Source organism: Psychrobacter sp. C 20.9 (assembly GCF_001921765.1).
Classification (GTDB): domain Bacteria; phylum Pseudomonadota; class Gammaproteobacteria; order Pseudomonadales; family Moraxellaceae; genus Psychrobacter; species Psychrobacter piscatorii_B.
In genome coordinates, this window is the sequence record NZ_MRYC01000011.1 from 71142 (window position 1) to 92009 (window position 20868).

Sequence of the window (20868 nt, forward strand, 5' to 3'; positions counted from 1 at the left end):
GGTTACCATTTAACCAGAATTTGAAACAAAGACTCACCACGCTATATGCTACTTAGTGACGCACCATCATTGTGTAATGCAAAAATTTATTGGCTAATACTCATTTCACATGATTTTTACAATTTATTCGGTGACGGGTCAGGTTATATGAATGACTCGCTGCACACTAATTTAGCATATTTTTTATATTTTGATTTAAAAAGCTTGAACTTATAAGACTACCTACTACTTGTCTAGGGAGAGATAAGATGAATAGTGCTATTGTACTGATATTCGGCGTTGCTGCTATGCTTTGTGGCTACGTGTTTTACTCAAAATTCATTGCTACCAAAATTTTAGCATTGGATGACAGTCGTCCCACGCCAGCGCATACGATGAAAGATGGGGTCGATTACGTTCCTACCAATAAATATGTACTATGGGGGCACCATTTTACCTCGGTGGCAGGCGCTGCACCGATTATTGGTCCCGCAATTGCGGTTATTTGGGGCTGGGTACCTGCTATCATTTGGGTGGTGCTCGGTACGATTTTTATGGCTGGTGTACATGATATGTCGGCCATTTGGGCAAGTATGCGCAATAGGGGGCAGTCAATTGGCTCTATTGCGGGTACGGTCATGGGCACACGTGTCCGCAGTTTGATGATGGTTGTGATTTTCTTATTACTATTGATGGTCAATGCGGTGTTTGGTGTTGCTATCGCTAATATGATGATCAAAACGCCATCTGCTGTACTGCCTGTTTGGGGCGCCTTGGTGGTTGCCTTTATCATCGGTCAATGTATTTATCGCTACAAGATGAATTTGGTTTGGGTATCTATTCTCGGGGTAAGCGCTTTATATGGGCTGATCTATCTTGGCCCTATGTTCCCGATTGTGTTACCTGAGACCGTGATGGGCTTACCTGATAACGCTGTATGGATTCTTATTTTATTCGCCTATGCGGCGATTGCTTCGTTGTTGCCCGTATGGATGCTGCTTCAACCTCGTGATTATATTAATGGTTTGCAGTTATTTGTCGGTTTGATTTTATTATACGCAGCTATCTTTATCGGCACGCCAAATATTGTCGCGCCAGCAATAAACACAGCACTGCCAGTTGGCACGCCATCACTAATGCCGCTGTTGTTTGTGACGATTGCTTGTGGGGCGATATCAGGATTCCACGGATTGGTTGCGACAGGGACGACGTCTAAGCAGATTGATAAAGAGGAAGACGCGCGTTTCGTTGGTTATTTTGGTGCGCTAGGTGAAGGTATGCTGGCACTCGGCGCAATTCTAGCAGCAACCGCAGGTTTTGCTACCCTTGGTGATTGGCAAGCGGTCTATCAAAAATTTGGCGACGGTTCTATCGGTGCCTTCATTGATGGTGGTGCGACCATATTAAATGCGGGTGTTGGCATCGACATGGTACTGTCACAGACGATGCTTACGGTCATGGCTGCCTTGTTTGCAGGTACCACTATGGATACTGGTGTACGCCTGCAACGCTATATTTTCCAAGAGTTCGGTGAGTTTTATAACCTGCCAGTCCTCAATAAAAGCGTGGTCGCAACATTGCTTGCTGTCGGCAGCTGCTTGCTATTAGCATTCGGCGCGGGCGGTATTGATGGTGCTGGTGGTATGATTATCTGGCCACTATTTGGTACGACTAACCAGCTAATGGCGGCGTTAACACTAATGATCGTAACGGTTATCTTGTTACGTAAAGGCAAACCAGTTTGGTACACTTTAGCGCCATTGTCGTTCTTGCTAGTCATGACGGTATTTGCACTACTTATTCAGCTTAAAACTTTCTTCACTGATGGCAATTGGCTGCTGATCATTATGGATATCATTATCTTGATAGCAACCATCTTAGTAACGTTTGAGAGTCTGTCTGTATTACGCAAAGAATGGTCGATACACAAAGGCAAAAGCGGTGACATTTAAACGCTAAACCATATTAAATATTTATCAACTCAAAAACGCTAGCAGCAATTGCTGGCGTTTTTTGTATCACATAGGCATGATAGGCAATAAGAAATAAGTAGGGTATAAGCGAATTATGGAAAATAAAAACACATCAAATGATATAGAAAACGCCCAACCACCAGAGAGTACTCAACCATGGTGGCAACGATTTGTGGCTGGGTTGAATGAGTTTTATCATGCACCTTATCGCCAAACGATGGCACGTGCTGCCCGTGATGAAGAAGATTTCTTTATGCTGCTGATGTTTGCTGAAAGCTTAGGCATTGATAATCCTGCCAGCTTTTATACCTTAGAGTTACAGCCGTTATTTTTAGAAAACTTTCACGAATGGCACACGCGCATGGGTATGGATAGATGCCCATTTGACCATGTTGGCTGCTGCTAATCGTTTATTTATGATTGAAAAATAAAAATAATATAAGAAATGAGATGAAAATATGGCATTACATCCTCTACATACATTAGTAGAACAACTAAAAGCACAGCCAATTATATTTATCGGCGGTAAGGGCGGTGTGGGGAAAACCACCACTGCCGCCGCACTTGCCAGCTATTACGCAAGCCAGCAGCAAAAGACGCTGATTGTCTCAACCGATCCAGCACATAGTTTGGGCGACGTGTTGGATACACAGCTTAATAACGCAAAAACAGCAATATCACCTTATTTAGATGCCATTGAGTTAAATCCTGATGTAATCGTTGACGAGCATTTTTCTCAAGTTGAGCGTACGATTAAATCCTATGCCAATCCAGATATGATGCCCAAAATTCGTGAGCATCTGAGGCTATCAAAATCAGCACCCGGCGCCCAAGAAGCAGCGATGCTCGAATCCATGTGCCAGCATTTAGTCGAAGCGGCAGATGCAGGCTATGAGCATATTATCTTCGATACTGCACCGACAGGGCATACGCTACGGTTGCTAGTACTACCAGAAATGATGGGTGCATGGACAGATGGACTGCTTGCTCAGCAACGACGGCAAGCCAAGCTACGCTCAGTAGCGACGCATTTGGACAGTCACAATCAAAAAAGCAGTCAAACGGATAGCGCTCAAAAGAACCATGTGGCCAATCCGTTTGCCGCAAAAAAGCCTGATCGCTGGGAGCAAGCGGTATCCGTGCTAGAAAAGCGCAAGCATTTGTTTCGCCAAGCAGGACTGCTGCTGCATGATCGTACACAAACAGCAATTGTGTTGGTTATGACGGCTGACGTGTTGCCGTTGGCTGAGACCAAACGGGCTATCGAACAGCTAGAGGACAGCAAGCTCACGCCCGCAGCAATCGTCATTAATCAGTTGATATCAACAACGCAGTCGGATGAGTTTTGGCGCCGCCGTGCTGAGCGTCAGCAGGATTTACTGCAAGATATTGAAAACAATTTTTCTAAATATCCGCTGTATCCAATTTATCTGCAGCAAACAGACGTACGTGGCACAGAGGCATTGAGTGCGTTGTTAAATGATAGCAACTCATGACTCACGCTTGTAGGACTGTAATTTGCCCGACAGCGACCATGCCATATCTGCACGAAGTAGTTGCGCCTGTTCAGACTTACCACTGCTAAGCGATGACCATTGCGGTTTGCCGCGAGCCTTTTTTAGCTCACTGGGTAATTTATTCGCAGGCCATACGGTGATTGGATTATTGTCTTCATCGGCATTGTCATTGCTATTATTATGGTAACTGCCATCATTTGACGATGTCTCAAGGCTGCTTTTCTCGCCTTTATATAATAGCTGGGTGGCATCAGTCGCAGCATGGCCGCGATGGCGTAGGGCAGTGAGTAAGTCGATCGCTCGCGTTGCTAGCAATGTCAACGTCGCAGGATCGATATATAAGCGTTTTACCCCAGTGAGCCTATCGGCAATACTACTGGTGTTAGATAGTAACCCGCCTGCGATACCACCTATCGCTGCACCCAAACCCAATGTCGTACCTAGCGCTGCTGCATCAATACCCAAGCCTAACAGCGCACCCGCTGCTGCGCCAGAAGTGGTACGGATACCATAGCTCTTGAGTAACTCAGGATCAAATGGATCTTGCTGATAGGCTTGTAATTCAAGCGGGGTGGCTGCAACGGCATTATCATAGAATTTATACAAATTAAGTAAATTGTGCTGCATTGCACGCTCACTTTGCCTCACCGCTTCTTGCATTTGCGCTAAGACAGGCATCGGGTCATCATCTTCATTAATCTCGCGTACAAAAGAAGCGACATTCAATAAAAAGTCAGCAATAATAATATTGGCCTCATCATACAACTGCGCCCAATCTTCAGTCCGGCGCTGCATCAATTGCTCAAGCATCTCAGAATGAGTGAGCATGGTCGCTAAGTTCTGCCAAAGATGCATCTCATCTTCAAATTCAAAAGCGACGGAATCAAAACGTGTGGAGATATGTAGATTACGTCTTGCCAGCATGGTTTGCCAATCATCAATATTGGCATCCTGACTGTCGGTAAAGTTAAAGACAGGCATCACCGGAATGGCAGCCCACGATAAAATCGCTAGCTCATCTTTATACTTGCCCAATACCGGCTCACGCGCATCTACCACATAAATGGCCATATCACTTGCCAACAGCTGACGAATCACTTTTGCTTCTTGGCTATAATCATAGCTGTCTAGAACACCGCTATCTGCACCTTGAGCGATATCTGATGCCAAAAACTGCTGCAATCGCTCAATACCATCACGGCGACTGGCGGTGTTGTCCTCCAACCAGTCCATGAGTCCTGAAGCGTCCTCTAGGCCAGGGGTATCATATAGTACGACCAAGTCTTCACCGGTTTGGCTGTCTGTGAGTTTGGCTTGCTCCACATGACGCGTGGTGGCCGCCTCATTTTTGACTTCACCAAAATAGACATCACGCAGTAACGTGCGCAATATGGAGGTCTTACCGGTATTGGTGTGTCCCACGACCGCCAATTTTAGCGCCTCACCACTGGCGATGGTTTTTTTTGTCACATTTGTGGTGGCTGGCGGTACTGATTCAGTTGATATGGATTGATTATCATGAGTCACTTTCGAATGAGCGGCCGGTGATTGCGAGGTGTCAGAGTTATTATTTGAGTCGCTGGGCAACGCCTTGTCTGCAAAAAGACCTGTAGGCGTGTGATGCTCGTAATTTTCTTTTTTATTGTCATTATTCATAGTCGCGTCTTATTGTTATTGATGATCAAACTTTAGCCATTTATTGTAAAACAAATCTGGTGGCAGGTTGGTTCTGGATGCGTAGTGTCCATATCGTAAACTGTATTTTATGTATCCATGATACGCTATGAGATTGCTGTAGGTGGTCGCAGCAGTACCTTGATTTTTTTCTTAATGCCCTTGGCACGAAAAAACCGCTGCCACATTCGGTAAAACACCCCAAATATCAGACCAATAATATTATCGTGACTGGTCTCACCAACAGCCCCATATTTGACGGGATTATTGACCGCGTCTTCTTCTACATAAGTGCCAAACCAGCGATCAAAAATAATAAGAACGCCGCCATAATTTTGGTCAATATATTCACTATTGGTAGCATGATGAGCGCGGTGATTGGATGGGGTGTCAAAGATATACTCAACCCATTTTGGAAATTTCCCCACCGTCTCGGTATGGATAAAGAACTGATAAATCAAATCTAACGCATAAAAGAAAAATACCCAGACAGGATGCACACCCAATATCATCAGCGGGACGAAAAATAACCACCAACCTGTCACCGAGTACAGCAGGCTTTGGCGCATGGCGGTGGATAGATTCATCTTATCATCTGAATGGTGCACAACATGCGCTGACCAAAACCAATTCATGCGGTGTGAGGCACGGTGAAACCAGTAATAGCTGAACTCAACCGCGACAAATATGGGTATGGCTGTCAGCAATGTCACCTCAATAGTGAATAGTCGGTATTGATATAGCCACAGGCAAATAGGCAGCACAATAAGTGCTTGGACCATCAATTCAAATCCGAGATAAGAGCCGCCCAAGCTAAAATTGGTCATCGCACGGCGCCAGCTAAAGCTTTCATTTTTCCCACGCTTAGACTGATAAAACCACTCTGCCAAAAACAATAAGAAAAATGGACCACCAGCCAGCGGTAACAGCCATTCTTGCCAGTGAGCAGGTAAGATACTTGCCAGCATTGGCTGCCATGACTCTGGTGCAGCGGTTAAGATACTTTGGTTTAACGCCTCTTTGTAATTATCCAATATCTGACCATACTCACCTGATGTTAAGAGGGTGTTGTCTGTTGACATATTTGGCTCCTAGCCACTATAAAACATCCTTGTTACCCAAGAGATAACTATTTTCTATATTACTGGTTTATTTTGTCCCTTTTATAAAAATAATTATTATTAAGTATCGCATTCAAAAACTTTAAGAATCAATATCTACCAAGCCAATTTTTCGCGCAGAGAGCGCTGTCTGCCACTGCTGATAGCGAACGGCTTGTTTATTTACTGGTTCATCATCCGTACGAGCGTCAGTCAAGCCAGCAGAAGGGGTGGTATCACTAAGCAGCTGTACAATAAGACCATCTTTTGCATGAGCAGCGATTTGATCAAGTTTGCGTAGCGTACCGCGGTCAGGCAGTGCTTTGCTATGGATACCTAATAGGACTTGTACAGGGTGCTCGTCTAAGTAGTGTTTGAGCCGTGCCATATCCTCACGGTCATCGACGATACCAAAATCCTCAACCTCACTTGATTGTTGAAAACCATGATGACTGCCATCAAGCCCTGACTGCCACCATTTATCCTGATTTGAAGGATATTCAAGCAAGGCGACCAGTTTCTTGCCTGCACTCACCGCCGCTTTGGGCGCGACAGGTGCGGGTGCTTCCGTAAAGTCATCTGCATCAACCACCTGACGCTGCCAAAAATTTATGATCTTTTGGTAATACGGTTGTTTGATGTCTAAGCGCATCTTTTTGCGGCGGAACATCAAGGCACAAAATACCCACGCTATCGCACGCGGGACAATACCGTACATCAGCAAGCTACCGACTAGCAATCCTGCCCACTGCCGCGCCACAGACAATGGCATCGCTTCTGTGACCAGCCTGCTTTGTGCAATCGCTGTACTATCTGGCACATCAAAACCAACCATGCCTGGTAGCCAGCCGAGTATTTGCGTTAAGCTCACCAGCGCCTGATCAGAGAGTAGGGTCGACTCCCAGCTAAAGCTATACTGACGCACAATCAATAAAAATATAATCGCAAGCAGCATGCCAGTCAACGTCGCAAGCCATAACTGATGGCTAAACCGGCCCAAATACCAGCGCATACCGCTATGCTGTAATTGGCGCTCATACAGATCGACGGCCGCCTTGGTCACATCGTCTTTACCGCGTATGAGATAGCTGGGACTGGCAAACCAACTGGGCGCTTGCTGGTCTCGATTGATAAGTGTCATGACCAACCAGCCACCAAGCATAATAGTATGAAAACCAAGCAAGCAAACCAATACATAAAAGAAGTTCACCACATTGGACTGCAATAGCGTGAACAGTCCTAAAAATCCCGAGATGCACCACACCACACTCATGACGATCATGATGCCTTTTATGCGGCCATCTATTTTGCCCAGTACCCGCGCAAGCGCCCCATTGCTATCGATGCGTGAGGCCCGTCGATGCAGCTTTTGAATAGGTGTGCCATCCTCACTCTGTAGCTTTTCCGTGATCAGTAACGGGTCAGTGGCAAAGACGTGCTGATCAGTCTCTAAGGCACGTACCAGCTCGGTCAGTTGGTCTTGGGGTGATAGCATAAGGCGCTGATATCCGTATAAGAACGTCAATATAAGTAATGGAAAGCAAAAAATGCGGGTTTAATCGCTAAAAAGTATTGTAGCGTATATAGAATGAGAATAATGTCTATTATTTTTATCATAGCAAACGCTTATAAAATCAGCCAAAATGAATCTATCAAGGTTTGTAAAAAAGGACGCTTCTAGATGAATAATAAAATCTATCTGATCATCGGTGGCACAGGCGGTATCGGTCAGGCCATGGTCAAGCAGCTGGTACAAGAGTCAGTTGCCGATCAAACTGACGGCGCATCTGCTAAAAAACATAGTACACAAGTATTCGCCACTTATCATCGCAATGAGCCGAACTTTGAAGCAGAAAATCTACACTGGTTACCCATGAATATCAGTGACGAAGAAAGTATCCAAAAAGCGGCCGACACCATCAAGCAGACAGTGGGTCATGTCGATTGGGTAATCAACTGCGTGGGACTATTACATACCAAGACTGCGCAGCCAGAAAAGGCCTTGAGGCAGATTGAAACGGCGTTTTTTTTACAGAACATGCAAATCAATGCACTAGCAAGCTTGCTGATAGCCAAGCATATCAAACCGTTGCTCGCCAAAGCTGAACGCAGCGCTGAGCATCCAGCTATTTTTGCGACCATATCAGCTCGTGTCGGTAGTATCACGGACAATCAACTTGGCGGCTGGTATAGTTATAGAATGAGCAAGGCGGCGCTCAATATGGGGATGAAAAACTTGAGTATCGAATGGGGCCGATCACTCAAAGAGGTGTGCGTAGTCGTTATGCAACCGGGAACCGTGAATACCCAACTGTCCGCGCCGTTTCAAGGCAATGTCGCTGAAGGACATCTATTCTCGCCAGCGTATAGCGCCGAGTGTTTATTGGAAGTGCTATCAGGGATGACGGCTGCCCAATCAGGCAGTTTTGTCGATTGGGCAGGAGAGTCGATACCTTGGTAATGATACAAATGATAGGGTGGTTTAGGATGGCTATCCTGTTAAAACACTAATAAGCCATAAATAAGTCCATAAACTCATTCACTGGCGTTTGCTCCAATTTTTCTTGATCGTCACACAGCTCAATGATTTGCTGACACCGACTGTCGATAAAGCGAGTAGCCAAGCTGGCTCGGAACTTAGCCTCAAGTATAGGAATGCCCTCGGCACGGCGGCGTTTATGACCGATAGGATACTCGATGGCGACTTTTTCTGTGCTACTGCCATCTTTGAAGAATATTTGAATGGCATTGGCAATAGAGCGCTTACTGGGGTCATGGTAATCTTTTGAATACTGAGCGTCTTCTTCTACCACCATTTTTTCGCGTAGCTCATCGATTGATAAATGCTCTTCATGATAGTCATCCTCGTAGTTCTCCGCCATCAAATCGCCTGTCAATAGTGGCACAGCCACCATATATTGTAAGCAGTGATCCCGATCAGCTGGGTTAGCAAGCGCGCCTTCTTTTGAGATGATGCGAATCGCTGAATCATGCGTGGTTAGGACAATTTTTTCGATCTCATCAATTCGACCTCTCACATGTGGATGCAAAATAACCGCCGCTTCACAAGCAGTCTGCGCATGAAATTCAGCGGGAAAGCTGATTTTAAATAAGATGTTTTCCATCACATAACTGCCAAAGTCACGCTGAAAGGTAAATCGACGCTCGTCTTCGGGTTTGGTCGCAAGATCCTTATTGGTATGGCTAAACAGCACATCATAAAACCCCCATTGCGGTGCAGTTAGTGCGCCAGGGACACCCATTTCACCACGTGCAGTGATATCTACCAGACGTACCGCACGGCTGGTTGCATCACCTGCCGCCCATGATTTTCGGCTGCCCGCGTTGGGTGCATGACGATAGGTACGTAGTGCCTGACCATCGACAATGGCTTGTGAGATGGCGGCCATGATGCGCTCGCGTGGCAGCTGATAGAGTTTGGCGACGACCGCAGTTGAGGCTAATTTTACCAAAAACACATGATCAAGACCCACGCGGTTGAATGAGTTTTCGAGTGCCATGACGCCTTGAATTTCATGCGCCATGATCATCGCCTCGAGCACGGCCCTCATGGTTAGAGGTGCTTGCCTTTGGCCGATATTTTTTTGACTGATATAGTCGGCGACCGCCAAGATGCCGCCCAAGTTATCAGACGGATGACCCCACTCAGCAGCGAGCCACGTATCATTATAGTCAAGCCAGCGTACCATACAGCCGATGTCAAAAGCGGCTTTGATGGGGTCTAGTCTATAGGAGGTGCCAGGGACGCGAGCGCCATGCGGCGTTATTTGATCAGGGCAATCAGGCCCCAAGTGCTTGGTACACTCAGGGAAGCGCAGTGCCAGTAGTCCGCAGCCGATGGTATCCATGAGACAGTGGCGTGCAGTACGCCATGCATCAGTGGGATTTGGTGACTCGTTATCTATGGAATAATTGAGCACATAATCGGCGATTTTTTGGATTTCATCGTCATATTCTGGACGGATATTGCTCTCTACCGTTGCCTCATTTGTATTTGAATGGGCTGTATCTGAATTGGTATTTGACATGGTTGTTTCCTCTTCCTTGAGTGTGCTAACTTTTCGCTTTTTTGACCCATGCTCGCAGTCATCCTTTTAAAGCGGTTATCATTCAAAAGTAGCATACTCAATATGGAACAACCAGACTGAATTGTGTTAAGAAGTAAAACTTTGTAGGCCGTTTAAATCATCAAATAGAGCAGACCTAAAATAAACAGCGCTGCTATAATAAACAGCAGGAAGCTTAAAACTTTGGTCGTGGTTGACGCAGTATCCACACTTTCTTTTCTTACTTTGTTTTTCTTAGCAACGTATAGCACCATCTTCACGTGCTCAATATTATCTTCAAGATAATGCTCACCTTCAGGTACAAAACCCAAAGACTCATAAAAACTAAGCAGGTAAGCCTGTGCCGAGATAATAATCGGACGTTTTTTACCGTATTTTTTGCGGCAATGAGCAATAGCCTGAGTCATTATTTGACGTGCTAGGCCGTCACCTCTGTGCTCTGATAACACAAGCACTCTACCGATGGCAGGCATGGCAGTGTGGTTGATCTTGATCGTAGGGTCGGCGACCGATAGATTGGATTTTAGTTTATTGAATTCAGGCGGAACAATGCGGCAATAGCCCACTAACGCTGCGTTTTGATGAGCAATCAAATGCAAGCAATCAAAATCGACTTCATCCATATCTTGATAAGCACAGTTTTGTTCGACGACAAAAACCTGCGAGCGTGCTTTTAGGATATGGTAAAGGTCAACTGAGGTCAGCTCATCAAAGGTTTTGATAGAAAATTCACAATTCATAATGGGCAAGCTTCTGGCAATAGGCGGTAAAATAGGGGCATTATAACGATTTAGGCAGTCATTAACCATTCCTAACCCTTTAGGGTCTGACTGATTTTGTCTAAATTTAAGCTATCAGACATGGCACTAAATATCTCAAAGTATTTGCCGCGTTGGGCATAGAGCGCCTCGTGTGTGCCTGTTTCGACGACTTGGCCGTTTTCTATCACCACCAAATCATCGGCATCAATGATTTGAGCGATATTGTGCGAAACCATGATGACGGTACGATCTTTTTTGATCAGATCAAGGCTTTTTTTGACCTGTTGACTGGCGATAGCATCGAGACTGGCGGTCGGCTCGTCCAAAAACACAATCGGCGGATCTTTTAAAAACATCCTTGCCAGCGCGATACGCTGCTGCTGCCCACCTGATAACGACTTGGCAGTACTTTCGTAGCCATCAGCTAACCCCATAATTTGATCGTGTATCGAAGCTTTTTTTGCCGATACAATGATGTCATCAATGCTAGCATTCATATTCCCATAACGGATGTTTTCACTGATCGTGCCCGAAAATATATGATTGCTCTGTAGTACTAGGCCGATGCGCTGGCGCAACTCGTGGGTATCACAGTCAGCCAAATCACGCCCGTCTAGGCATATCGACCCTGCGTCTGGCGCATAGAACTTGACCAATAGATTGATAATCGTGCTCTTGCCAGCGCCAGAGAGGCCAACCAGCGCCGTGATACGGTTGGGCTTGATGGTAAAGCTAACATCTTTGAGCGCTTGCGTCCCATTCGGATAAGTAAAGTCGACATGTTTAAGCTCGATATGACCTTTTAAGTTGTCGCTACTGATACCAGCGATGCTCTCGACTTGGCTGTCATCTTCTAAAATATCAAAAAAACCTTCGGCATAGGTCAATGCATTATTTATCTGGTCGTAGATGCGGTGCAGCTGTCGAATAGGGGCGGCGACATTTTGAAACAGCATGACATGAAACAAAATCATACCAATGGTCATCTCACCTTGTAGGACAAAATAAGCGGTGAGCAAGATAATAACTACCACACCAATCTGCTCGATAAAGGTTTTGATGGCATCATACACAAACCCAATACTGCGAATACGCAGCTGATTATCGGTCATTTCCTTTTGAATGGCTAAGTGCTTTTCTGCTTCTATCGACTCACGGACAAAGGATTTCACCACGCTGATCGAATTGATCAAAGATATTACCAAACCGCTTTTGGCTTCTCTATAGCCACGCATCTGCCGACGAAACCCTTGTAGGCGCTGCGCTTGTTTTTGACTGATAAAAAAGTAAATGGGAATGATAATAAGACCGACCAAGCCTATCCAAAAATTGGTCGAAAACATAATGATAAGCGCCACGATCGCATTGGCAAACAGCGGTAGCATATCGATAAAGAAGTTTTGCACTAAACTGGTTAAGCTGCTGACGCCATAATCGATACGGGTTTGCAACTTGCCACTGTCGTTTTCGCTACTGGTATAAAATGCCATCCGATAGGTCAAGATGCGCTCAATGATTTTTTGCGATAAATCACGTGATAGATTGATACGAATCTTTTCGCCGAAGAAGCGTTGCCCAAACGAGATGAATATCGATAATATCTCTTTGGTTAAGAGTACCGCACTGATAATGGTCAGCATGCGCACGCCAGCTTCCCAAGGCTCAGCGAGGGTAGCGATTTCGGTCAAGGTATCAACGGCATAGCGCAGCACAAAGGCATTAACTTGCGCGGTAAAGGAGCCTAGAGCAGTCAGCGCTAAGGTGGCGATGATAAGCAAGCGATAAGGCTTAGCAAATACCGCCAGTTTTTTGAGGATATCCCACAGCAGGGCTCGCCGTTCTTTCTTTTCGACGGGAGGTTTTTTGTCTAATTGTACGCGGCGGGGTTGGGGAGATGTCGGCATTTTTTCATTTTACCAAAGCTATTATTTCTTTGGACCTTTCAAGGTATTTATTTTATTTGCTAGCATGTTCAGCTCATCATCTTTTGAGCTATATATCTTTAACAGTAAATCTTCGACTAACTCATAAGCATCCATAGCATCATCATCAGTTATGCTGTCACCAGAATGACTTCCAGCATTCCCCAACCACTTTAATGCAAAAAACTTAGTTTTTAAGCTCTCATGCTTTTTTGGTAGCTTTTCAATTCTTCTATGCAAATTATTTATCTTCTCAACACCTTGGTTTGTAAGGATTTCTTCGATAGATACTCTTACTAGATTGGCCGCTGCGGAAGGAGAGGTAAAAAATAATTCAAATGATTTGTTTAACAATTTTTTGATATTATCAGGAGTGTCTTCTGGAATAGTGATTAATTTGAGGTTTGGATAGAAAAATAAAGGTTTGTAATAAGTATAATACTCATTAGGCTGACTAAAATCATCGTAATCAATATCTACGCCTGCATGCCCAGTACAAGCAACAATCTCACCACATTTATCATTGATGCATTTAAACATACAATTAAAAGTTATTTGCACGTCCTGAAATTCAGAATATTCATTACGTTGATATATTTTTGAATCAACTGTTTCAACCGATTTTAAGGTATCCTTATTTAGTCGCAACAACCCTTTATTACAGCGGGGGCACAAATAGTCAGGTACATACTCTTCTGTGAAGGTGTTTTTATACAAATCTCTTTCCATTTATTAACCCCTAATTAAAAAGCATCTGCTGGCACAAAAACTTCACCGACCATGATACGCCTTGCTGAGCGGCTCATCGACACTTTTTTGGCTTGCCAGCGTCCATCGACCAGTTCGGTTTTTCCACCGACAAGTAACGTCCCTGATGGATGACCAAAACGTACCTCTGACAAGTCGCCACCACCAGCAGCTTTGTTAACAAGCGTGCCTTGCGTGGTTGCTGCTGCAGCAATAGCGACTGCTGCTGTCCCCATCATGGCGTGATGCAATTGCCCCATACTCATGGCACGGACGACTAGATCAATCTCTTCTGCATCGACCGATTTACCACTAGAGGCGCTATAGCTCTGTGCTGCACCAACCCAAGCGAGTTTGGGAATATGCTGACTGGTTTGCGCCTCACTCTCATCTTTAAACAATCCCATCGCCACACCGCCTGTGGCACGGATTTTTTCAAGCTTGGTAAGTAGCTCACTATCACTATTGATGTCGCCTTGTAGCTCAGTACCCGTAAAGCCCAAATCTTCTGCGTTCATAAAGATGGTTGGGATGCCTGCGCTAATGAAGGTCGCTTTGATGCTATCAGCATTTAGACCGCAGCCTGATACATCGAAATCATCGACCAAATTGCCCGTCGGGAACATGTCGCTGGTGGCATCAACAGGGTCGATAAACTCAATTTTGACTTCAGCTGCTGGGAAGGTGACACCGTCTAATTCAAAATCACCTGTCTCTTGAACCTGTACTTTGTCATTTGCATCTTTATAGACTGGCACATGGGCAATAATGGTTTTACCAATATTTTCTTGCCAGATACGCACTTCACAAATCCCGCTTTCAGCATTGTCATCGATACTATTAGCAATTTTGTCGGCATCAACTAGACCCATATTAATGGCACAGGCACCGACGGCTGCAGTTAAGTTACCACAGTTACCCGCCCAATCAATCATTGGCTTTGCAATATTGACCTGCCCGAACAGATAGTTCACGTCATGATCTGGTCTGTCAGAGGCCGATAAAATAACCGTTTTTGATGTGCTAGAGCTGCCATTGCCGAGACCGTCAATTTGCTTACCGTAAGGATCAGGGCTACCGATGACACGTAATAGGAAGTTATCCCGCGCAGAGCCTGCGACTTGGCAACGCTCAGGTAAATCAGATAATTTAAAGAAAGTGCCTTTTGAGGTGCCGCCGCGCATATAGGTGGCAGGGATGGGGATTTGCGGGGCGAAAGAAGCTTTTGATTGAGAGTTGGTTTGGGTCACTGTATTGAGTCCTTTTTATATTGTTATAAGATTGGGTATGGCGTCATCAGCAAGTAAACACGAACGACTAAGAACGCTCATTAATAATGATAGCGACAAGAGATAATCGTCAGATAGTTATCATCGACGGCATATACCAATCGATTGGCGTCATCGATGCGTCTTGACCAAAATCCAGATAGGTTTTCTTTTAAAGGTTCAGGTTTACCAATCCCTTCAAACGGATTACGCTTACAGTCGGTGATGAGTTTATTAATACGCTTGAGTGTTTTTTTGTCTTGCGTTTGCCAGTACAGGTAGTCTTTCCACGCAGCGTCTGTCCATGCTAGTTGCTCACTCATTGTTAGACCCTTTGGATTGATTAAAGCCTTTGAGTTCAAGCACTCTCAATATCGCTATCCGTGTGCTCATTGTTATCGCTGCGACCGTCACTTTTATCACTATTTTCTGCCGTATCAATTAACTCACGCGTCACGGTCTTGCCAGCTTTATATTGGGCAATAGAGTCCGCTAAGTGCGCCGCATTGGCAGGGGATTTTAGCAGATAGACGGTTTCCATCAGGCTATTGTAGTAATCAAGTGACATCACAACGGCATCATCAGCGTCACGGCGGGTTACGATAGTGGCATTGGCATCATCGTTTACCGTATCTAGGACAGATTTTAGATGCTTTCTGGCTTCTGAAAAACTAACGACTCTCATGGTTTACTCCTTTCATAATACGCTTCATGAATTGTACAATATATAGTACATATTACGCCATTGGTTAAGCAAACTCAATATTTAGCTGCTATCTAGTACTTAGGAGTAAGTAACAAAACTCAGTGTATAGAACGCAAAAGCAAATAAAAGCCGATGTCATATAAGGCTATACAACATCGGCGTCTTCAGAAGAGTTGGTTAATCAGAACAAATGACACTTAGACAATATCCAGCGTACCTTCGATAAACTCTTTAGCAAAGCGTTGTAGCATACCGCCAGCATTGTACATTTTTACTTCATCAGCCGTATCTAAGCGGCAGATAATAGGCGTCTCAGTGGTACTACCATCGGTACGATGGATTACTAGAGTCATCAACCCGCCAGCCGAGACTTCACCTGTGACATCAAAGGTTTCCGTGCCATCGATATTTAGCGTATGACGAGTCACGCCTTCCTCGAACTGTAGCGGCAGCGCGCCCATGCCCACTAAGTTTTGACGATGAATACGCTCAAAGTCTTCAGCGACAACCGCTTCCACACCAGCGAGACGGACGCCTTTGGCCGCCCAGTCACGGCTTGAGCCTTGACCATAGCCATCACCTGCGATGATGATCAGCGGCTGCTCACGGTTCATGTAGGTTTCAATCGCTTCCCACATGCGCATGACTTGACCTTCTGGCTCAACACGCGCCAGTGAGCCTTGGATAACTTCACCATCTTCATCGCGTACCATCTCGTTCAATAGTTTAGGGTTGGCAAAGGTGGCACGTTGCGCGGTTAAATGGTCGCCGCGATGGGTCGCATATGAGTTATAGTCTTCGGCAGGCAAGCCCATAGTGTCCAAATACTCGCCAGCTGCTGATGAACCAAGAATAGCATTTGATGGCGACATATGATCGGTTGTGATGTTATCACCTAATACGGCAAGCGGACGCATACCTTTTAGTTTGTTCATCGCTGCCATTTGACCTTCCCAATACGGCGGACGGCGAATATACGTGGTCATTTCACGCCAGTCGTACAATGGGCTTAACGCTTTGCCCGTATCTTTTTTGGCCTCATCAAACATGGGGATATATACGGCATTAAACTGCTCAGGCTTAACAGCCGACGCAACAATGGCATCCACTTCTTCGTCATCAAACCAGATGTCTTTTAGATAGACATCATTGCCGTCTTGGTCTTTACCCAACGAGTCTTTTTCAATATCAAAACGGATGTTACCAGCGATGGCATAAGCGATAACCAGTGGCGGCGATGCCAAAAATGCTTGCTTGGCATACGGATGGATACGACCGTCAAAGTTACGGTTACCAGATAGCACTGCCGTAGTGAACAAATCATTGTCGATGATTTCTTGCTCGATGTCAGGGTCAAGTGCACCGCTCATGCCGTTACATGTCGTACAGGCAAAGCCTACTACATCAAAACCGATTTCTTGTAGCTCTGGCATTAGACCTGCTTCTTCTAAATACATTTTGACCGTTTTTGAGCCGGGTGCGAGTGAGGACTTAACCCACGGTTTACGCAATAGTCCCTTGGCATTCGCGTTACGGGCAACTAAGCCTGCAGCTACCATATTTCGTGGATTTGAGGTATTGGTACAGCTGGTAATCGCCGCGATAATCACTGCGCCATCTGGCATGAGACCATCTTTTGGTTCAGGGAGTTTTTGATCAGGCGCGTGGGCGATGCCTTTGGCCACCAAATCATCAGTAGATACACGCGCATGGGGACGCGACGGGCCTGCCATGTTACGACCGACTGATGACAAATCAAACTCAAGGACGCGTGCGTATTCGGCTTTTTCCATGCCGTCAGCCCATAGACCTGTCTGCTTAGCATACTGCTCAACCAGTTTAATCTGTTTTTCAGAACGACCCGTCAGACGCAGATAGTCAATGGTTTGCTCATCGATATAGAACATCGCAGCAGTGGCGCCATATTCAGGCGTCATATTGGAGATAGAGGCGCGGTCACCAACACTTAGCTGACGGGCACCGTCACCAAAGAATTCAATATAGGTAGAGACCACACCTGCATCACGTAAAAATTCCGTCATCGCCAGTACGAGATCCGTACCAGTAATGCCTTTTTGCAGTTTGCCTGTTAATTTGACCCCCACATAATCAGGTAGGCGCATATAAGAGGGGTTACCTAGCATGACGCTTTCGGCTTCTAGACCGCCCACACCGATTGAGATCACACCTAGGGCATCGACCATCGGCGTGTGACTATCCGTACCGACCAACGTATCGGCAAACGCGACTTCTTCACCCGCTTTATTGTGTACGACTTGTACAACAGGTGACATTTTCTCTAAGTTAATCTGATGCATGATGCCGTTACCAGGCGGTACGACGTTGACATTGTCAAAGGCATACTGGCACCAGTTGATGAAGTGAAAACGGTCATCGTTGCGGCGCTCTTCAATCGCACGGTTTTTCTCAAAGGCGTCGTCTTCGAAGCCTGCGTGCTCAACGGCCAATGAATGGTCAACAATAAGCTGAGTGGGCACGATAGGGTTTACCTTGGACGGATCACCGCCTTGCTCAGCGATGGCATCACGCAAACCTGCCAAATCCACAAACGCGGTTTGACCCAAGATGTCATGACACACCACGCGGGCAGGATACCAAGGAAAGTCAAGGTCTTGCTTGCCTTCGATGTGCTGCTTGAGTGCAGCGGTCAAGTCCTCTGGCGGACAACGGCGGACAAGGTTTTCGCACAATACTTTGGAGCAAAAGGGCAGTTTGTCATACGCGCCAGCCTCAATGCTGTCAACGGCTTCACGCGCGTCAAAATAATACAAGTCAGTATCTGGTAGCGGCTTTTTAAAGTCGTCATTCATAGGTTGTACGAGGGTGTTGTCCATAAGTCACCTTTGGCGGTTGGCTGGTTGGAATGGGAAATTGGTTTGTAGTATGAGGATTAGAAGTTTAGACATTAATCTTCATACCCTAGTCCCCCTAAATATGAAGGGATCATGCTCAGCATTTTTATTCGCTCTTGTTCTTTGCTTGTTAAATGGCGTGACACATATGGAAATATCTGTATTAAAAATTCTTTAAAGTTTTCAAATGCCTCATCAGAATGAGTCTTACCGTTACGCTGTTCATTTAAAGTAGCAAAAATCCACCTAATAAAAATTGTCGGCATTATCACATCAGAAATATCTTCCCATCCAGATTCAACAGCATCATTATTGTATTGACTAATTTTATACTTTAATTCGTTATCGCAACTACCTTTACAAACCCAATGTATATACTCATAATGTTCTTTTTCTTCTATAAAATCCGTCCTTTCTTTAGAGTAGAAAACGACTATGCCTTCGTAATTGTTTTTTACTAAAAGCTCTTTTTTACAAATCTCACATTTTAAAGTAGAGTCATTAATGAAAAGTCTTGCTGGTTCAGGATTTTCTACTTTCCAGCTTAATAGAGATTTAGGAAAGTATCTTTCTGCTAGTTCTATGCCTCTTGAAGTATGAAGCAACTGGTTCTCTATTTTCTCTTTATCAAATATTTGATACTCGATTAAGTTTCTCAAACCTTTCAAACTATTTGATAAGCCAGAGCTGGCGAGTGTAGAGTAAAAACCAATGAAGCCATGGCAACTATTGGCATCAACTCTATCTCTAATATTGTTATCATCTGAAAAAGTTACTGAATTTCCGCTAAAAGCTTTATGTTTACAGCTGACTAGCCAACGAATAACAGTTTCACCTCCAACTCCAGTTCTTCGTTCTTCAACAACTAAGTCCACACCTCCGTCAGCACCTCTGTCAGGGTCCGTAATAACGTGATAGCCCATAAACTCTAAGAAGTCTCGAGCAAAAAGCTCAAAAGTATCTTGTAAGCCATTAGATTCATGAGCTTTTGGTATTTCTTTAAAATCTAATACAGGCATTTCATACTCCTAAAAAAGCTAAGATAAGCAAGTTCTTTGAAAATTACTCATCTTGGCTGGATGGAAACATAGTCTAAATTTTAATTAAAACGATTAACGCGCACTCATATCTGGTACAGGGCGCAGCTCTTCACCGGTATATTCTGCACTTGGGCGAATAATGCGGTTATTGGCACGTTGCTCAAATACGTGAGCGGCCCAACCAGTCAAGCGTGAGCAGACAAAGATAGGGGTGAATAGTTTGGTTGGGATACCCATGAAGTGATAGGCAGAAGCATGGAAAAAGTCAGCATTACAGAACAGTTTTTTCTCACGCCACATCACTTCTTCACAGCGTACCGATACTGGGTATAGCACTTCATCACCTACGTCAGCCGCTAGCTTCTCAGCCCAGCCTTTAATCACCACGTTACGTGGATCTGATTCGCTATAGATGGCATGACCAAAGCCCATGATTTTGTCTTTACGTGCCAGCATTGCCATCATCTCTTTTTCGGCTTCGTCAGCTGAGCTAAAGCCTTCAATCATATCCATTGCCGCTTCATTCGCGCCGCCATGCAATGGACCACGTAGTGAACCGATTGCGCCAGTGATACAAGAATGAATGTCCGATAAAGTAGACGCACACACGCGCGCAGTAAAGGTCGAAGCGTTAAACTCATGCTCTGCATAGAGGATAAGCGAGACGTTCATGACTTTTTCGTGTAGCTCGTTTGGTTTTTCGCCTTTAAGCAGATGCAAGAAATGACCGCCAATCGTTGCGTCATCCGTATCGGTATCGATACGAACATTGTCATGGCTGAAGCGATACCAGTAGTTGATGATCGATGGGAAAGCGGCCAGCATACGATCGGTTTTATCGTTTTGCTCAGCGAAATCCGTTTCGGTCTCAAGGTTGCCCAGCATCGAGCAACCAGTGCGTAGTACATCCATTGGATGCGCGTCGCTTGGGATACGCTCAAGCACATCTTTTAACGCTTGTGGTAGGCCGCGCAGGTTTTTGAGTTTGCTTTGATAAGCATCAAGCTCACTTTGGGTCGGTAAGTTGCCATATAGCAGCAAATACGCCACTTCTTCAAAGATGCACTTATCCGCCAGCTCTGATACGTCATAGCCGCGATAGGTCAGACCAGAGCCCGATTTGCCAACGGTCGATAATGCCGTCTTACCAGCAACTTGTCCGCGAAGTCCTGCGCCTGAAAGTTCTTTCTGTGCTGCCATGTCTACATTCCTTTTGTGGG

16 protein-coding genes and 1 pseudogene are annotated in these 20868 nt (G+C 45.2%); 4 read left to right on the forward strand and 13 right to left on the reverse strand.

Features of this window, described 5'->3' with window-relative positions; translation table 11 throughout:
- Positions 1 to 248 precede the first annotated feature (248 nt).
- The 3 genes from BTW00_RS08935 (at position 249) to BTW00_RS08945 (ending at position 3448) form a co-directional block, all read left to right on the forward strand.
- On the forward strand, positions 249 to 1931 hold the full coding sequence (locus tag BTW00_RS08935; protein WP_075107111.1) for a carbon starvation protein A: 1683 nt from the start codon (positions 249 to 251) through the stop codon (positions 1929 to 1931).
- A gap of 115 nt (positions 1932 to 2046) precedes the next feature.
- Complete coding sequence (locus BTW00_RS08940; protein ID WP_093070887.1) at positions 2047 to 2358, forward strand: cory-CC-star protein; 312 nt, start codon at positions 2047 to 2049, stop codon at positions 2356 to 2358.
- Positions 2359 to 2410: 52 nt separating this feature from the next.
- The gene (locus BTW00_RS08945; RefSeq protein WP_075107112.1) at positions 2411 to 3448 is read left to right on the forward strand and encodes an ArsA family ATPase; all 1038 of its coding nucleotides are present in this window, start codon (positions 2411 to 2413) and stop codon (positions 3446 to 3448) included.
- Here the strand turns inward: BTW00_RS08945 and BTW00_RS08950 are convergent.
- The 3 genes from BTW00_RS08950 to BTW00_RS08960 all read right to left on the reverse strand — a co-directional run bounded on the left by BTW00_RS08950 (position 3443) and on the right by BTW00_RS08960 (position 7738).
- Complete coding sequence (locus BTW00_RS08950; protein WP_075107113.1) at positions 3443 to 5125, reverse strand: DUF3482 domain-containing protein; 1683 nt, start codon at positions 5123 to 5125, stop codon at positions 3443 to 3445. The genes BTW00_RS08945 and BTW00_RS08950 overlap by 6 nt on opposite strands.
- Positions 5126 to 5250: 125 nt before the next feature.
- Positions 5251 to 6225, reverse strand: a complete 975-nt coding sequence (locus tag BTW00_RS08955; RefSeq protein ID WP_083603617.1) for a sterol desaturase family protein — start codon at positions 6223 to 6225, stop codon at positions 5251 to 5253.
- A gap of 121 nt (positions 6226 to 6346) precedes the next feature.
- Entirely contained in the window at positions 6347 to 7738 is a 1392-nt protein-coding gene (locus tag BTW00_RS08960; protein WP_075107114.1) for a DUF2868 domain-containing protein, read from the reverse strand.
- Between the two features lie 186 nt (positions 7739 to 7924).
- Here BTW00_RS08960 and BTW00_RS08965 point away from each other — a divergent pair, with 186 nt between their 5' ends.
- On the forward strand, positions 7925 to 8704 hold the full coding sequence (locus BTW00_RS08965; RefSeq protein WP_075107115.1) for an SDR family oxidoreductase: 780 nt from the start codon (positions 7925 to 7927) through the stop codon (positions 8702 to 8704).
- Between the two features lie 46 nt (positions 8705 to 8750).
- Here BTW00_RS08965 and BTW00_RS08970 read toward each other — a convergent pair whose 3' ends face one another.
- The 10 genes and pseudogenes from BTW00_RS08970 to prpC form a co-directional block, all read right to left on the reverse strand.
- On the reverse strand, positions 8751 to 10292 hold the full coding sequence (locus BTW00_RS08970; RefSeq protein WP_075107116.1) for a bifunctional 2-methylcitrate dehydratase/aconitate hydratase: 1542 nt from the start codon (positions 10290 to 10292) through the stop codon (positions 8751 to 8753).
- 152 nt (positions 10293 to 10444) lie between these two features.
- Positions 10445 to 11071: a GNAT family N-acetyltransferase gene (locus tag BTW00_RS08975; RefSeq protein ID WP_075107142.1), complete on the reverse strand. Its 627-nt coding sequence runs from the start codon at positions 11069 to 11071 to the stop codon at positions 10445 to 10447.
- A gap of 71 nt (positions 11072 to 11142) precedes the next feature.
- Complete coding sequence (locus BTW00_RS08980; RefSeq protein ID WP_075107117.1) at positions 11143 to 12996, reverse strand: ABC transporter ATP-binding protein; 1854 nt, start codon at positions 12994 to 12996, stop codon at positions 11143 to 11145.
- Between the two features lie 21 nt (positions 12997 to 13017).
- Positions 13018 to 13743, reverse strand: a complete 726-nt coding sequence (locus BTW00_RS08985; RefSeq protein WP_075107118.1) for a DUF4145 domain-containing protein — start codon at positions 13741 to 13743, stop codon at positions 13018 to 13020.
- 14 nt (positions 13744 to 13757) lie between these two features.
- On the reverse strand, positions 13758 to 15011 hold the full coding sequence (prpF, locus tag BTW00_RS08990) for a 2-methylaconitate cis-trans isomerase PrpF (protein ID WP_075107119.1): 1254 nt from the start codon (positions 15009 to 15011) through the stop codon (positions 13758 to 13760).
- A gap of 80 nt (positions 15012 to 15091) precedes the next feature.
- A complete protein-coding gene (locus BTW00_RS08995) occupies positions 15092 to 15352 on the reverse strand; it encodes a Txe/YoeB family addiction module toxin (protein ID WP_075107120.1) in 261 nt (86 codons plus the stop codon).
- Positions 15353 to 15465: 113 nt separating this feature from the next.
- Positions 15466 to 15714 (reverse strand): annotated as a pseudogene (locus BTW00_RS09000) (type II toxin-antitoxin system Phd/YefM family antitoxin); the annotation flags it as partial.
- Positions 15715 to 15932: 218 nt separating this feature from the next.
- Positions 15933 to 18566: a Fe/S-dependent 2-methylisocitrate dehydratase AcnD gene (acnD, locus tag BTW00_RS09005; protein ID WP_075107143.1), complete on the reverse strand. Its 2634-nt coding sequence runs from the start codon at positions 18564 to 18566 to the stop codon at positions 15933 to 15935.
- Positions 18567 to 18661: 95 nt separating this feature from the next.
- Positions 18662 to 19627 (reverse strand): restriction endonuclease, encoded by a 966-nt coding sequence (locus BTW00_RS09010; protein ID WP_075107122.1) that lies wholly within the window; start codon positions 19625 to 19627, stop codon positions 18662 to 18664.
- Between the two features lie 93 nt (positions 19628 to 19720).
- Positions 19721 to 20848 (reverse strand): 2-methylcitrate synthase, encoded by a 1128-nt coding sequence (gene prpC, locus BTW00_RS09015; protein WP_075107123.1) that lies wholly within the window; start codon positions 20846 to 20848, stop codon positions 19721 to 19723.
- Positions 20849 to 20868 lie beyond the last annotated feature (20 nt).